At 66.2% G+C, this 14,433-nt stretch carries 11 protein-coding genes; 7 read left to right on the forward strand and 4 right to left on the reverse strand.

Annotated features, from left to right (window positions below; translation table 11 throughout):
- Window positions 1-11: 11 nt before the first annotated feature.
- On the reverse strand, window positions 12-3,587 hold the full coding sequence (locus AAEO60_RS06980; RefSeq protein ID WP_341672929.1) for an error-prone DNA polymerase: 3,576 nt from the start codon (window positions 3,585-3,587) through the stop codon (window positions 12-14).
- A 144-nt stretch (window positions 3,588-3,731) separates the two neighbouring features.
- Between AAEO60_RS06980 and AAEO60_RS06985 the strand changes: the two genes are divergently transcribed.
- From AAEO60_RS06985 to AAEO60_RS07000, 4 genes are all read left to right on the forward strand, one after another.
- On the forward strand, window positions 3,732-4,121 hold the full coding sequence (locus AAEO60_RS06985; RefSeq protein WP_341672930.1) for a PilZ domain-containing protein: 390 nt from the start codon (window positions 3,732-3,734) through the stop codon (window positions 4,119-4,121).
- Window positions 4,122-4,214: 93 nt separating this feature from the next.
- Window positions 4,215-5,573: an MFS transporter gene (locus tag AAEO60_RS06990; protein WP_341672931.1), complete on the forward strand. Its 1,359-nt coding sequence runs from the start codon at window positions 4,215-4,217 to the stop codon at window positions 5,571-5,573.
- On the forward strand, window positions 5,570-6,472 hold the full coding sequence (locus tag AAEO60_RS06995) for a TauD/TfdA dioxygenase family protein (protein ID WP_341672932.1): 903 nt from the start codon (window positions 5,570-5,572) through the stop codon (window positions 6,470-6,472). The genes AAEO60_RS06990 and AAEO60_RS06995 overlap by 4 nt, the downstream gene beginning before the upstream one ends.
- Before the next feature lie 53 nt (window positions 6,473-6,525).
- Complete coding sequence (locus AAEO60_RS07000; RefSeq protein ID WP_341672933.1) at window positions 6,526-7,329, forward strand: TerC family protein; 804 nt, start codon at window positions 6,526-6,528, stop codon at window positions 7,327-7,329.
- 10 nt (window positions 7,330-7,339) lie between these two features.
- Here the strand turns inward: AAEO60_RS07000 and AAEO60_RS07005 are convergent, their stop codons facing one another.
- Both AAEO60_RS07005 and AAEO60_RS07010 read right to left on the reverse strand, forming a co-directional pair.
- Window positions 7,340-8,944: a DUF6504 family protein gene (locus AAEO60_RS07005; protein WP_341672934.1), complete on the reverse strand. Its 1,605-nt coding sequence runs from the start codon at window positions 8,942-8,944 to the stop codon at window positions 7,340-7,342.
- Window positions 8,859-9,578: an ImuA family protein gene (locus AAEO60_RS07010; RefSeq protein ID WP_341672935.1), complete on the reverse strand. Its 720-nt coding sequence runs from the start codon at window positions 9,576-9,578 to the stop codon at window positions 8,859-8,861. The genes AAEO60_RS07005 and AAEO60_RS07010 overlap by 86 nt, the downstream gene beginning before the upstream one ends.
- 104 nt (window positions 9,579-9,682) lie before the next feature.
- Between AAEO60_RS07010 and AAEO60_RS07015 the strand changes: the two genes are divergently transcribed.
- On the forward strand, window positions 9,683-10,150 hold the full coding sequence (locus AAEO60_RS07015) for a pyridoxamine 5'-phosphate oxidase family protein (protein ID WP_341672936.1): 468 nt from the start codon (window positions 9,683-9,685) through the stop codon (window positions 10,148-10,150).
- 57 nt (window positions 10,151-10,207) lie between these two features.
- Here the strand turns inward: AAEO60_RS07015 and AAEO60_RS07020 are convergent, their stop codons facing one another.
- Window positions 10,208-11,665, reverse strand: coding sequence for a sodium-dependent transporter (locus tag AAEO60_RS07020; protein WP_341672937.1), 1,458 nt, complete (start codon window positions 11,663-11,665; stop codon window positions 10,208-10,210).
- A gap of 130 nt (window positions 11,666-11,795) precedes the next feature.
- On the opposite strand from AAEO60_RS07020, the gene AAEO60_RS07025 reads away from it, so the two are divergent.
- Both AAEO60_RS07025 and panB read left to right on the forward strand, forming a co-directional pair.
- Window positions 11,796-13,538: a caspase family protein gene (locus tag AAEO60_RS07025; protein ID WP_341672938.1), complete on the forward strand. Its 1,743-nt coding sequence runs from the start codon at window positions 11,796-11,798 to the stop codon at window positions 13,536-13,538.
- Between the two features lie 25 nt (window positions 13,539-13,563).
- Window positions 13,564-14,433: a 3-methyl-2-oxobutanoate hydroxymethyltransferase gene (gene panB / locus AAEO60_RS07030; RefSeq protein WP_341672939.1), complete on the forward strand. Its 870-nt coding sequence runs from the start codon at window positions 13,564-13,566 to the stop codon at window positions 14,431-14,433.

Consider the following 14,433-nt stretch of genomic DNA (forward strand, 5'->3'; position numbering starts at 1 on the left):
CTGCCGGGCGTTCAGTGGAAATCACGCGACTTGGGAATAACCCTGACATTGCGCGGATGACCGCGCATGTTGGACATGTCGTCGATCATGTCGCGCGGGCGGATAACCTTCGCCTCCCGTTCCGCACTGGTCAGGCTGGTGAGATGGCGACCCGGCGGCAGCGGATGCTTGACGTGGTCGGCCCGCGCGACGGGGGCATGCAGAAGGTCGTCGGACAGGCGGTGCAGCTCGTCCGTGGCATCGCGCATGTGGTGGGCGATAACGTGGATCACCTCGTCATCGTATTCCACCCGGCCACGCACCTCGACCAGTCGCGATCCCATGATCACGCGGCGCTGCCGCTCCATCAGGTCCGGCCAGACGACCACGTTGGCCACGCCCGTCTCGTCCTCCAGCGTGATGAAGCACACGCCCTTGGCGCTGCCGGGGCGCTGGCGGATCAGCACGACGCCCGACACCTGCACCATGGAGCGGAATTTGCGGTCGCGCAGGTCAGCGGCGCGCACGAAGCCGCGCTCGGCCAGGCTGGCTCGCAGGAAGGCCATCGGGTGCGCCTTCAGGCTGAGCCGCGTGGTCTGGTAGTCCGCCACCACCTCCTCGCTCAGCGGCATCTTCGGCAGCACGGCCCTGCCCTGCTCCGCGCCCTCGTCACGCTCCTCGGCATGGGCGAACAGCGGCAGGTCCGGCGCGCCGACCAGGCTGCGCGCGTCCCATAGCGCCTGCCGCCGCGACAGGCCCAGCGAGGTGCAGGCATCGGCGCTGGCGAGCCGCTCCACATGACTGACCGGTATCCGCGCCCGCTCGCGCAGTTCGGCAACGTCGGCAAAAGGCCCCTCCGCCTGCCGCGCCGCCACCAGCGATGCGGCGACGTGTTCGGGCAGGCCATCGACCTGCCGCAGGCCAAGGCGCAGGGCGACATGGCGATCGAGACGGCCTGCCTCGTCATCCTGACGAAAGTCAGGATCTCTCTCCAACCGTTCACCACTGGCTGACGGCGATCCCGGATCAAGTCCGGGATGACGACTGTCCTCCAGCGTGCAGTCCCAGTCCGAATGGTTCACGTCCACCGGCAGCACCTCCACCCCGTGCTCGCGCGCGTCGCGGACGATCTGCGCAGGGGCGTAAAAGCCCATCGGCTGCGAGTTGAGCAGGCCGCAGGCGAAGGCGGCGGGGAAGTGGCACTTCAGCCAGCTGGAGACGTAGACGAGGTGCGCGAAGCTGGCGGCGTGGCTCTCCGGGAAGCCGTATTCGCCAAAGCCCTTGATCTGGTTGAAGCAGCGTTCGGCAAAGTCGGGGTCGTAGCCGCGCGAAATCATGCGCCCCACCATCAGCTCCTGCAATTCGTGCACCATGCCGCGGCTGCGGAAGGTCGCCATGGCCTTGCGCAGGCGATTGGCCTCGGCGCCGGAGAACTTCGCCGCGTCGAGTGCGATCTTCATCGCCTGCTCCTGGAAGATCGGCACGCCCAACGTGCGCTCGAGGATAGAGGACAGCTCGTCCGGGGGCCCGTGTTCGGGTGACGGCGCGGGCAGCAGCACCTGCTCCGCCCCGCGGCGGCGCTTGAGGTAGGGGTGCACCATGTCGCCCTGGATCGGCCCCGGCCGCACGATGGCGACCTGGATGACGAGGTCATAGAACTCGCGCGGGCGCAGGCGCGGCAACATGTTCATCTGCGCCCGGCTCTCGACCTGGAACACACCCAGCGAATCGCCCTTCCGCAGCATCTCGTAGGTCTCCGGGTCCTCGCGCGGGACCGTGGCCAGCGTCAGCCGGCGGTCGTGGTGGTCCTCCAGCAGGTCGAGGCACTTGCGGATGCAGGTGAGCATGCCCAGCGCCAGCACGTCGACCTTGAGGATGCCGAGCGCGTCTATGTCGTCCTTGTCCCACTCGATGAAGGTGCGGTCGGGCATGGCGCCGTTGCCGATCGGCACGGTCTCGGTCAGCGCGCCCTGCGTCAGGATGAAGCCGCCGACATGCTGGCCCAGGTGGCGGGGCATGCCGATCATCTGCTCGGTCAGCTTGAGCACGCGCTTGAGGTGCGGATCGGCCAGGTCCATGCCGATCTCGCTGACGTGCTTGGCACCGATCTCGCGCCCCATGGAGCCCCAGACGGTGCGGGCAAGCGCAGAGGTGACGTCTTCCGACAGGCCCATCACCTTGCCCACCTCGCGCACGGCCATGCGCGGCCGGTAGTGGATCACCGTGGCGCAGAGCCCGGCGCGATGGCGGCCATATTTGCGGTAGAGGTACTGGATCACCTCCTCGCGTCGCTCGTGCTCGAAATCGACGTCGATATCGGGCGGCTCGTTGCGGTCTTCGGAGATGAAGCGGTCGAACAGCAGCTGGTGCTTGGCCGGATCGACACTGGTGATCTCGAGGCAATAGCAGACCGCCGAATTGGCCGCCGAGCCGCGTCCCTGGCACAGGATCGGCGGTTCCTGCCCGCGCGCGAAATCGACCACATCCTTGATGGTGAGGAAGTAGCGCGCGAGGCCCAGCTTGCCGATCAGGTCCAGCTCGCGCCGCAAGGTGACCCGCACCGAATCGGGCACGCCGGACGGATAACGCCGCGCCGCGCCCTTCCAGGTCTCGGCCTCGAGGTATTCCTGCGGCCCCATTCCTTCGGGATAGATCTCCTCCGGATACTCGTAGCGCAGCTCGTCGAGGCTGAAGCAGCACATGTCGGCCAGCGCGCGCGCCGCGGTAATCGCGTGCGGCCAGCGGGTGAACAGCCGCACCATCGCCTCGGGGCCCTTGAGGTGGCGTTCGGCATTGGCGTGCAGCAGGTGCCCTGCCCTTGCCACCGTGGTCTTGTGACGGATCGCGGTCATGACGTCCTGCAAGGGACGGCGATCCGGCGCGTGATAGTGCACGTCGTTGGTAGCGAGCAGTTTCAGCCCGTTGGCCCGCGCCAGGGCGTCGAGCCGGTCGATCCGGGCAATGTCGTCACCCGCGTAGAGATAGCTGGCAGCGACATGGTGCAGGCCCGCAAGGCCGGCGACGAGATGCGGCAGCAGGTCGGACAGGTCACCGCTGGCCAAGCCTTCGCGCGTACCGCCATCCAGCGCCACCACGTTGCTCGCCCAGCCCGGCACGGTGAACTGCGCGGCAAGGTCGCGCGGGGGCAGCAGCACCAGTTCCACGCCTTCCCCGTAGGCAGCGAGCATCTCCAGCGAGATCTCGCATACGCCCTTGTCCTGCCATCCGCCGTCGAGCCTACCCATGCGCCCGGCAGAGACCAGCTGGCACAATCGCCCGTAAGCCGCCCGGTCCACCGGGTAAGCGAGGAAGGCCAGCCCCTCCACCGTCTCGATCCGGCAGCCGATCACCGGGCGCAGCTTGAGCGTTTTCGCCTCGCTGTGAATGCGCACCACGCCGGCCATCGAATTGGCATCGGCAATCCCGATGGCGTCATAGCCCAACTGACGCGCGGTCAGTACCAGGTCCACCGCATCGGAAGCCCCGCGCAGGAAGCTGAAACAGCTCACCAGCCCCAGCTCGACGAACGGCGCGCGTACAGGCGGCTCGACCGCATCGGGGTCGAGCCTGATCGTGCGCTTGTCGGGTGTAAGCGGCGCGTCGGGCATGTGTTCTATATATGTTCTTACTCAGGCCAAGCCAAGACACCCAAGGGCCAGCAGGTACGGCAAATGGAAGTTAACCTTCCGCATTGTGGCGAGCTTAACCAACCAGCGGGCAGGCAAGGCGAATAACAACAAGGGGACATCGCGATGAAACTGTTCGGCAGCGCAAAACCGGTATCGGTGACCGAACAGCGAGCCAAGCCCAGAACCCGTGTCGATTGCTTCGCCACCCTGGCCATGCCCAGCGGCGAACGACAGGGCCGCCTCTACGACATCTCTACCGACGGCGCCCGATTCGTCACCGACAGCCCGCCCGCCAAAGGTGCCAGCGCCATTCTCGACTGGGACCTGCACGAGGCCTATTGCCATGTGATCTGGACCAAGCCGGGCATGTGCGGTGTGCAGTTCGACCGGCCCATTTCCGCCAAGGCTGTACAGGATCTTGCCGAAGCAGCCCCCGCCGGTCCGCGACTGGTACACCCGGCAGGCGGTGACGCAGGCGGAGGCAGCGCCCCGCCCACCCGCTTCGTCGGCTGAAACCGCCCCGCGAAACCGAGTAGACGCGCGCCTCTGCAAGTGACACACTCCCCTCCAAGCCGGGCCCAGACCCGGCACGGGAGGACATGAGAGGTGACCCAGAAGACCTTCAGTGCCGCAATGGCGGACGTGCCGCTGCGTCCGTTCCAGGTGCTCGTCATCGCCTTCGGGCTGATGCTGCTGGTGATCGACGGGATCGACCTGCAATCGCTGTCGCTCGTCACACCGGTCATCCTTGAGGAATGGGGCATAGACCGCGCGGATTTCGGGCCTGCTCTGGCAGCATCGCTGTTCGGCATGGGTTTCGGATCGTTTTTCGGCGGCATGCTGGGTGACCGGCTGGGCCGGCTCAAATCGCTCTTCATCGCCTGCCTGATCTTCAGTGCCTCGACCGCGGCGGCGGCCTATACCAACAGCGTATGGGAAATGGCCGCCGTGCGCGCGCTGGGCGGACTGGGCTTCGGTGCCGCCTATCCCAACGCCCTGGCACTGGTGAGCGACTGGGTGAACGAGAAGTGGCGCCCGCATTCCATCTCGCTGCTGTCGATCGGCATCCCCGTGGGCATCTCGATCAGCGCGGCGGTGATCCCGCTGCTGCTGCCCGAATATGGCTGGCGCGGCGCCTTCCTGATCTTCGCGGGCGGATCGGTTGCCCTCGCCGTCATCGTTATCCTCATCCTGCGTGAGCCGCCGGGCTTCCTGCTGGCCCGAGGCAACAGGGAACGCGCGCAGAAGAACGCCGCGCTGGTGATCGACCCCGCAATCGAGCTGCTACCCGAAACCGAAAGCAGTGACGCTGCCGCGCCCGGCGAGCGGATCGGCACCTTCCATCGCAGCAACCTGCGACTCAACATTGCCATGGTCATCAGCTTCTCGGCGGCGACGACGCTGGTCTACGGCCTGCTCAACTGGACGCCGGAACTGCTGACGACGGCCGGGTTCACGCTGGAACAGGCGGTGCGGGCGAGCTTCTGGCAGGGCAACCTGTCGATCGTCGGCGGACTGAGCGCGGGCCTGCTGGCGCGGACATTCGGATCGAAGGCGGTGATCCTTGGCGGCGCTGCCGCGATCCTTGCCAATATCGTCGTGCTGGGGGTCGTGGTCGAAGGCCTCGACGGCCTGCCCACAGCGGGTGAAGTCACCGCCATCGTCCTGCTTGAAGGGCTCGCGGTGGGCCTCGTCAGCATGATGATCACCCTGTTCTACGTGGTCATGGCCCACGGCTATCCGGCCAGTTGCCGCTCCGGCGGGATCGGCTTCATCCTTGCCGCCGGCCGGATCTTTGCCATCGCCATGGTTTTCTACGGCGGCACGCTGATCAACCTCGGCGGCGAAGGCAGCTTCGTCTGGTACTTCGGAACCCTGTCAGCCATTGCCGTGATGGTTTTTGCCGCCGCCTTCATCATTGACCGCCATGTCGGACCCGCCCGCAAGAAGGAGCAACTAGCATGACCGTTATCGCCGGACGCCGGATCAGCCCGCAGGTCGCCGCGGGCGATTACACCCGCTTCACCGCCACGCCCTATTCGGGTGCACTGGGGGCGGTGATCGAAGGGGTGGACCTGTCGCAGGACCTCGATGACGAGACCATTGCCGAGATCCGCCGCGCGCTGATCGACTACCAGGTGATCTTCTTCCGCGGGCAGGAGATGACGCCCGAACAGCACCTCGCCTTCGCCAGGCGGTTCGGCACGCTCAACCAGCACGACCAGGTGAAGGGAATGGATGAGTATCCCGACATCATCGAGGTACGGCAGGAACCCACCGACACGCGCAATTTCGGCGGGGCCTGGCACGGCGACGTGACCTACCTGCCCGAACCGCCGCTGGGCTCGATCCTCTATGCCAAGGAAGTTCCGCCGGTGGGCGGCGATACGCTGTGGTCGAACCTCTACATCGCCTACGAAGACCTTTCGCCGGGCATGCGCGCGATGATCGACCCACTGGTGGTCGTCCACACCCCCGCGCTGATCTACGGCACCAAGTCGATGGACTGGAGCAAGGACAGCTCGATGAAGTCCTCGCCGACCGAGGCCGCGCATTACGAGGTCGAACACCCGCTGGTGCGCGTGCACCCGGAAAGCGGGCGCAAGCTGTTCTACGTCAGCGGGGCCTACACCCCGCGCTTCAAGGACATGACCGAGGAAGAGAGCAAGCCGCTGATCGACTACCTGATGTACCAGGCAACGCGCGAGCCGTTCACCTGCCGCTGGCGCTGGCAGGCGGGCGACGTGGCCTTCTGGGACAACCGCGCGACGCTGCACTACGCGCTGAACGACTATCACGGCCACCGCCGCATCATGCACCGGGTAGCGATCAATGGCGAACGGCCGGTGGGGGTTGGCTGCTGATAAGGGCCATGTTGCCCCTTGAGTGAAGACGGGCGCTCCGGCATCTCTTGCGAATGGATATCGTCGCCCTGCTTTCCGACCCGGCCACCTGGCTCGCCCTGCTCACCCTGATCGCGCTGGAAGTGGTGCTGGGGATCGACAACCTCATCTTCATCGCCATCCTTTCGAACAAGCTTCCGGTGCACCAGCAACAGCGCGCCCGGCGCATCGGGCTGGCGCTGGCGCTGATCATGCGCATCGCGCTGCTACTGCTGATCGGCTGGCTGGTGACCTTGCAGACGCCGCTGTTCGACCTCGGGTTGTCGGGCGATCCCGGCCCCTACGGCGAGCCGACCTTCGAGACTGCCTTTTCCGGCCGCGATCTGATCCTGTTGGCGGGCGGGCTGTTCCTGTTGTGGAAGGCGACCAAGGAAATCCACCATTCGATGGAGCCGGAGGACAATTCCGGCGACCTGCTCGACAAGACTCCTGGGATCGGCGCCGCAGCCACGGCGACCTTCGGCGGGGTTATCGTGCAGATCATTGCCATCGACCTGGTCTTCTCGGTCGATTCGATCCTTACTGCCGTGGGCATGACCGACGTCATTCCGATCATGGTGACCGCAGTCATAATCACCGTCGGGATCATGCTGGTCGCGGCAGACCCGTTGGCGCGCTTCATCGAGAAGAACCCGACGCTGGTGATGCTGGCGCTGGCTTTCCTGGTGATGATCGGACTGGTGCTGATCGCCGACGGCTTCGGCGTCCACGTGCCCAAGGGCTATGTCTACGTCGCCATGGGTTTCTCGGTCGGCGTCGAGATCCTCAACATAGTTCAGCGCAACCGGCGGGCGAAGGCGAAAGAGGCAGCGGGCTGAGGTCGGGAATTCACCCGAACAGCCCCTGCAAGAACCAGTCCGGCATCCCCCCGCGCCCGTCATCCGGCAACCCGTTGCGGTAGATCCAGTAACGGCGGCCGTGATCGTCCTCCACGCGGTAGTAGTCACGCAGGCGGGTGGAGCCGCGTTCGCGCCACCATTCCGGCGCAATCCGCTCCGGGCCCTCGACACGGGTGACTTCGCAGACCTCTCCCCGCCAGCGGAAGCGGCGCGGATAGCCTTCGGGCGCGGCGTAGAGCACGGATATGCGTTCGGGCCGGTCGAGCAGCTTCAGGGGCCGTGTGTGGAAAGCCAGCTCGCCCTGGCTCGCGGATTCGGGCTCCAGCGGCGGCTGCCAGCCCTGCGCGCGTTCGGGAATGTGGCTGGCGCGCGGGACCGGGCGCTGCACCGCCGCCTTGCCCAGCCGCGTGGTCAGCCGGTCGATACAGGCGGCGAGCGAGGTGCCGTGGCTCTCCGCCGCAGCTTCAAGGTCCGCCTGTCCCAGCTTGAGCGGTTCGGACCAGTTTGCACGCAATCGCAGCATCTCGATGCCGAAGCCTGCGTCGACATCGTCGAGCCGGTCGGCAAACAGGCGGCACACGTGCGCGGCATCGCGGGTGGCGGCGGCCAGTTCGAGGTCGCGCAGCAGCACCTCGCCATCGACGCGCCACATGCCCAGTTGCAGGCGGCGCGCTCCCTCGCCCCTCGCCTCCAGCGCGCGGGCCATGTTAGCGGCGAGGTCTGCCACCACCTGGTCGAGCAGTTCGCGGTGACGGATCGGCTCCATCAGGCGGCGCTGCACCATGGGCATGGCGACGGGGACCACCGGCAGCAGCGGTTCGGGCACGCGGCCCAGCAGCTGGTCGAGCCGGATCAGCGGATTGGCCGAGGGCGAGCGGCGGGTGCGGAAGCGGCGCTGCAGCTTGTCCCGCCCGGCGCGGCCCTCCTCGATATCGGCAAGGTCGTGCAGCCGCTTGAGGCCGAGGCGGCGCAGCACCAGCAGCACGTCGTTGTCGAGCCGCAGCGCCGCCACCGGCAGGTCCGCCAGCCGCGCCATGGCATCGTCGTCGCTGGCAAGGATAGTGCTGTCAGCGGCGAAATGGGCCAGCGCCCATGCGGCCCCGGCAGTCGGCGCAATGGCGCTTCGCACCTCCAGCCCGCGCGCCGCGCAGCGGGCGGCGACGTCCGCCAGCAACCGCGCCTCGCCGCCGAACAGGTGGGCAACGGCGGTCACGTCCACCAGTACGCCGTCAGGCGGGTCGATCGCGCTCCACGGCCCCCAGCGCTGTGCCCAGATCGCCAGCCGTTCGAGGAAGGCGAGGTCACCCGCCGGGTCTGCCGGACGCACGTCGAGCGCAGGGCAAAGTGTGCGCGCGTCGGCCAGCATCATGCCTTTCGCCACGCCTTCCGCGCGCGCGGCATGGTTGGGCGCTTCCACCCGCGGACCATGCGCGGTCTCGATGATCAGCGCCAGCGGAGCGGCGTCAGGCCCTTCCCCGGGCGTGCAGTCTTCGGAGTGCCGCCAGCGATCAAGCGCCAGCTGCGCGCACCAGATCGCCATGATCCGGCGCGGCGGGGCTGGCGATGCGCTGGGCGGTGAGGCGGTCGGGCTCATCGCGCAGGATCCATTCTCCGGGCAAGTGGGAGCGGGCACGGAACAGCTCGGCCTGCCAGACGGCACGGCCCGGCGCGGCCACGTTCCAGCGCGGCGGGGAACTGGGGGCAGAAGCCAGCCGCCAGCGCATGCGCGCCGAGCTGAGGTCCGGCGCGGCATCGAGCCGCACCAGTAGCAATGGTACGCCGTGCTTCTCCGCCGTCAGGCTGAGGCGGCGCGAGGCGGTGAAGTCGAGCGCCTTGGGATTGCCCGCAATCTCTCCCACCACGGCGGCAAGGTCACGGCAGCGCAGCCCCTCCTCCATGGCGAACAGCGCGTCCTCGGGCGTCTTGGCGGCGACATGGACCACGCGGTGACGCAATCCCTCAGGCAGTCCCGCGCGGTAAGGCCGCCCGCCCAGCCGGATCGCGCGGGTATCCTGCACCCACAGCACACTGCGCTCCTCCAGCGTGGCGCTGTCCGTCCCGTCCAGCACCTGGCGCGCGAAGGCCAGCGCCGCACCGGCCCCGCTCGCCTCTGCGGCGGGGGCAAATATCTCGCTGTGCAGCGCTAGCGGCAGGCCCGGCTGCCAACGGGGGTTGCTGGCAGCACGACCGGCCAGCTGACCTGCCTTGAGCAGTGTGCTGGTATCCATACCGAATCGACTCCTGTGTTCCTTTTATGTTCCGATGCGGGCTTCAGGGCAAGTCCGGAACTTCCCCCCTCCCCAATCCATTGGTTAGGTAAAGGAGACAGAAAATGAGCACCCCCGACGAACTCAAGAACCGCTTCTGGACCGCCCTGGCCGACAGCCCCTACCTGTTCCTGCAGCTGGACAGCGCGCCTGAAAAGGCCGTGCCGATGACCGCGCAACTGGACAAGGACGCCGATAGCGCGATCTGGTTCTTCACCAGCCGCGACCATGGCCTCGCCCGCATGGGACCGGCCACCGCGACTTTCGCGGGCAAGGACCACGACATGTTCGCCCGATTCTCCGGACGGCTCACCGAAGAAACCAGCCGTGAGCGGCTGGAACAGCACTGGAGCCCGATGATCGAGGCATGGTTCGACGGCAAGGACGATCCCCGGCTGTTGATGCTGCGCATGGACCTGGGCCAGGCCGAAATCTGGAACAGCGACATGGGCTTCTTCGACAATGCCAAGATGCTGCTGGGATTCGACAGCCGCGAGGAAGCCAAGGAGGAGCACGCCGAAGTCGTGCTCTGATCCTACCGAAACCGCCCGAAAGGGGCCGCTATCCGCAACCGGGTGGCGGCCCTTTTGCTATTCCGCTTCCACCTGCTCGGCAGCATCGGGAGCTTCCGCTGGCTCCTCTTCGGGCAGCAAACCGACAACCAGGATGGCAGCCAAGGCGATCGGACAGACAAAGCGCACCAGCGCCAGCCAGGTCAGGTGCAGCGCCCCGCCGAGGCCGTTCTCGATATCCACCAGCTTGCGATCAGCCACCCAGCCGATGAACAGCGCGGTGAGGATCGCCCCGATAGGCATGAAGAACTTTGCCGTCAGCCCGTCGAGCACATCGAAAAAGCCCTGCCCTTCGAAAATGGGGATGAAATCCAGCGGGTGCCAGTCGGACAGCACATTGAACGACAACGCGGCAAGCGCGCCCAGCACCAGCGCACCGAAACCGACGATGATCGCGCTGAACACGCGCACGACGCGGAACTTGTCGATCATCCACGCCACCGGCACTTCCAGCAGGGCCACAGAACTGGTGAGAGCGGCAAACCCAACCATGACGAAGAAGGCCAAGCCTACCACCGACCCGAACGGCATTTCCTGGAAGGCATGCGGCAGGGTCTGGAACATCAGCCCCGGCCCGGCGCTGACGGAAAGACCGGCCGAGAACACGATGGGGAAGATGCACAGGCCGGCGATCAGGGCGACCGCGGTATCAGCCCCGCTGATCAGCGCCGACGTGCTGGCCAGGTTGACGTTGCGGCCGACATAGCTGCCGTAGGTAATCATGCCCGCCACACCCAGCGAGAGCGAGAAGAAGGCCTGCCCGAGGGCTGCGAGCATTATCGGTCCGGTGAGCTTTTCCGGCTCGAAGGTGAACAGGTATTCCAGCGTCTGGTTGAAGGCACCGCCGAAGGCACCATAAACCGTGATGAGGATCAGCAGGACGAAGAAGGCCGGCATCAGCCACTTGGCGACGAACTCGATACCTCCGCTCACGCCGCGCGCAACGAAGTAGAGCGTAATGCCGAGGAACAGTGCGTCGAGGCCGACGGTCCACCCGGCGCTGCCGATCATTGTCGGGAACAGGCTTTCGATCTGCTCTGCCGACTGGTCGGTGAAAGCTCCGCCCGAAATCCCGCTATTGAAGATGTCGACGAAGAAAACGCCGATGTAATAGAGCACCCAGCCGCCCACGACGCAGTAGAAGCTGAGGATCAGGAAGGCCGCGAGCACGCCCATGCTGGCGAGAATGTCCCAGTGCGGGCTGGCGCGGCTGGCGCTGGCCACACGGCGCACGCTTTCGGGCGCGGAAGCCTGGCCGTGACGGCCGATCAGGGTTTCCGAGAGCAGGATCGGCAGGCCGATCAGCACCACGCAACCGATATAGAACAGCACGAAAGCACCGCCGCCATTGGCACCTGCCTCCGCGGGAAAGCGCCACAAGTTACCCAGACCAACAGCGGAACCAATGGCTGCCAAAATGAATGCGCTACGCGACGACCAGTGGTCCCTGGTCGATCCCGATTGCGAAAGTGCCATGATATCTTCCCTCTGCGGTCCCGAAGTCGTGGCGTAATGCAACGAATTTGCGCGCACGTCGAGGGCCCCTAGGCCAACGTCCACGTCCGATACGTTGCCATGACCCGAAGCGAGGGTCTATCCAAGCGCGATGATCCGATTGATTCTGCCCTTGATCACACTTGTCGCAGCAACCGCCCATCCGGCACGGGCCGAGTGCGCTCCCGGTTCCGAACCCCAGGGCAGCGGAGACCGGGGGGTCGGCCTGCTGATCGGGGTTTCCGACTATGCCGCGGCCGACGATGGGGGATGGTCTCCGCTCGACAATGCGGTGCGCGATGTCGAGTTGGTCTGTTCGATGCTGAAGCAGGCAGGTTACCGCGTCACCGTACTGCGCGATCCGGAATGGGCAGAAATCGACGAGCGGGTCGTGGACTTCCACCTGGCCGCAGATGGCGCACCTTCGGCTATCGCCTATTTCGCCGGGCACGGCTTCCAGTACGGCGGCCAGCAGTTCCTGGTACCCGCCAATGCACCGGTACGCTCCAGCACCAACGAGTTGCGCACCAACTTCATCGATATCGAGAACCTGCGCTATGCGCTGGGCGCAGCCGAGGGTTTCTCGCTGTTCATGCTGGACGCCTGTCGCACCGCGAACCCGCACGTGCATTTCGACACCGTGACCAATGCGACTGCGGAAGGAACCGTCTCGAACCTCGGCAAGGTGGAACTGCCCGGCGGCGCGGTGATCTTCTCCACCGGCGAGGGACGTCCAGCCTATGACGAGGCGCCGATCGATTCCCCGCTCAGCCCGTTTGCCGATGCCGTGGCCAGCAATCTCGCGGTTCCGGGCCTTGCCCTGTTCGATTTCTATGGCAGGCTGAGCGAAGACGTCATCGAGCGCACCCGCGACATGGATCCTGGCGGTGCGCAGTATCCCGCGATCTACATCAGCGGCACGCCCAACTTCTACATTGTGGATGCGCAGGACCTTGCCTCGCTGAGTGCTGAAGTCGATGCAGAGCCAGCCGGCCCTGCGGCGACTGCGAGCCCGGCCCGCGCACGAGGGGCCGCCGAACAGGCCGTGGCTGCTCCAGTGATCGACCTGCCCGACCTGGACGAGATCGCGGTTACCGACGGACGTGTGCTTGTTCGCCGTGTCATCGGCGAACCCACGATCGAGGAAATTCTGGCCGCTGCAGAAGCGGGCGACGCGATGGCGCAATATATACTCGGGCTGGCACTGCAGCATGGCGTGGGGATCGCGCCGAACCAGCAGGCCGCCTTCGACTGGTTCGAACGCTCCGCGGCGCAGGGGAATGTCGCCGGCATGACCTCGCTCGCCTACATGCTCATGCTGCCGGACCAGACGGACTTGCCCCGGGCTCGCGCCTTGCTGACGGAGGCATCGGAAAGCGGCTACGCCAAGGCCAAGTCGCAGCTGGGCTTTGCCTTGCTCAATGGCTCGCTGGGCGAGACAGACACGGCGCGGGCAGTCGACCTGTTCCGCCAGGCATCCGATGCCGGCCACGTCTATGCCACCTATGCCCTGGGTCGATATGGCGAAGGCGAACGCGGAAATGCCGAACGGCGGCTGCGAGCGCTGGCCGATGACGGCGATGTCGATGCCGACCGCTGGCTGTGCGAAATGCACTACGAGACGCTCGAATTCGACGGGGTGGCGGAGCATTGCGAGCGCGCCGCGCGACACGAATACCCCACGGCACAGGCGATCTGGGCCGGCATGCTGGCACGCGGTGACGATGTGCGGCGCAATGACGAACGTGCCCTGCATTGGGCTGAACGCGCCATCGGCAGGCTCGATAGAAACCAGACCTCGGGCGCGGCATTGTACGACTACACCGAAGAATTGATCGAACGGCTTGATCGCTAGGCCCACGGCCCCCAAGGAAAACCCCATGTCCACGACCTTCCAGCTCGACACGTCCACCAGTCGCGCCAATCCCACGCCTGCACCGATGCGACGCCTGACGGTGCCGAAGATCCGGGCGCGCAAGGTGGACGGCGTGACCGAAGAGCCGATTGTCATGCTCACCGCCTACACGGCGCGGCAGGCGCAGCTGCTCGATCCGCATTGCGACCTGCTGCTGGTGGGGGATTCGCTGGGACAGGTGATCTACGGCCTGCCCTCCACCATTCCCGTCACCATGGACATGATGGCCAACCACGCCGCGGCCGTGGTGCGCGGATCGTACCATTCGGTGGTCGTGGTCGACATGCCTTTCGGTGCCTACGAGGCCAGCCCGCAGGCGGCATTCGAGGCGGCTGCAACCTTGCTGAAGGCCAGCGGGGCAGCGGCGGTGAAGCTCGAAGGCGGCGAGGCCATGGCCGAAACCGTCGAATTCCTCGTCCAGCGCGGCATCCCGGTAATGGGGCATGTCGGCCTGACCCCGCAAGCGGTGAACGTGCTGGGCGGCTATGCCGCGCGCGGCCGCAGCGATGCCGAAGCCGACAAGATCGTCGGTGATGCCAAGGCACTCGAAGCCGCCGGGGCCTTCGCCATCGTCGTGGAAGGCGTGGTCGAACCCATCGCCATTGCCGTGACCAAGGCGGTTGCCTGCCCCACCATCGGCATTGGCGCATCGGCCAGGTGCGACGGCCAGGTGCTGGTGACAGACGACATGCTGGGTATGTTCGAACGCGTCCCGCGCTTCGTGAAGCGGTACGAGGATATCGCCACGACCATCTCCGCCACCGCGGAAAAATACGCCAGCGAAGTGCGCGAACGCAGCTTCCCCGGTCCCGACCAGCTCTACCAGCCAAAGTAG

This window comes from Aurantiacibacter gilvus (assembly GCF_038289935.1).
Classification (GTDB): Bacteria; Pseudomonadota; Alphaproteobacteria; order Sphingomonadales; family Sphingomonadaceae; genus Alteraurantiacibacter; species Alteraurantiacibacter gilvus.